This is a genomic window from Actinoplanes sp. NPDC051633, from assembly GCF_040681735.1.
Taxonomy (GTDB): domain Bacteria; phylum Actinomycetota; class Actinomycetes; order Mycobacteriales; family Micromonosporaceae; genus Actinoplanes.
Genome location: NZ_JBFAZH010001857.1, coordinates 1 through 1,013, shown reverse-complemented (window position 1 = coordinate 1,013; position 1,013 = coordinate 1). Strand labels below are relative to the sequence as shown.

1 protein-coding gene is annotated in these 1,013 nt (G+C 73.9%); it reads left to right on the top strand.

The genetic code is table 11. From position 1 onward, the window contains the following. A partial coding sequence (locus AB0M20_RS45690) for a cobaltochelatase subunit CobN (RefSeq protein ID WP_364307952.1) occupies positions 1–1,013 on the top strand: 1,013 nt, incomplete at both ends.

Sequence of the window (1,013 nt, the reverse complement as noted above, 5' to 3'; positions counted from 1 at the left end):
GTACGGCGGGGCGGCGAACCTGGCCGCGCTGCACGACTTCCTGTCCGACACGATCCTGCTGACCGGCCACGGCTTCGCGCCACCGGTCGAGGCGCCGGAGTGGGGAGTTCTCGAGCGCACGCAGCCGGCGCGGGCGGCGAGCGGCCCGACCGTCGCGATCCTCTACTACCGGGCGCACCACATGGCGGGCAACACGGCCTTCGTGGAGGCGCTCTGCCAGGCGATCGAGGCTCAGGGCGCCACCCCGCTGCCGATCTTCACCGCCTCGCTGCGCCGCACCAGCCCCGAGCTGCTCGCCGAGCTACGCAAGGCGGACGCGCTGGTGGTGACCGTGCTCGCGGCCGGCGGCACCCAGCCGGCCACGGCCGGCGCCGGCGGCGACGACGAGGCGTGGGACGTCGGCGTGCTGGCCGAGCTCGACGTGCCGATCCTCCAGGCGTTGTGCCTGACCAGCAGCCGCGCGGCCTGGGCGGAGAGCGACGACGGGCTCTCCCCGCTCGACGCCGCGACGCAGGTGGCGATCCCCGAGTTCGACGGCCGGATCATCACCGTGCCGTTCTCGTTCAAGGAGATCGACCCCGACGGCCTCTCCGTCTACGTCGCCGATCCCGAGCGCGCCGCGCGGGTGGCCGGCATCGTGGTGCGGCACGCCCGGCTCCGGCACATCCCGCCGGCCGAGCGGCGCATCGTGATCATGCTGTCGGCCTATCCGACGAAACACTCGCGCATCGGCAACGCGGTCGGGCTCGACACCCCCGCGTCGACGGTCCGGCTGCTGGCCGCGCTCAAGGAGGCGGGCTACCGGATCGGTGAGTTCGACCGCTACGACGGCGACGGCCTGATCCACGCCCTGATCGCGGCCGGCGGGCAGGACCCGGATTGGCTGACCGACGACCAGCTGGCGGGCAACCCGGTCCGGATCAACGGCGAGGGGTACGCGCGATGGTTCGCCACCCTCCCGGGGGAGCTGCGCGCCAAGATGGAGGAGCACTGGGGGCCGCCGCCCGGCGAGC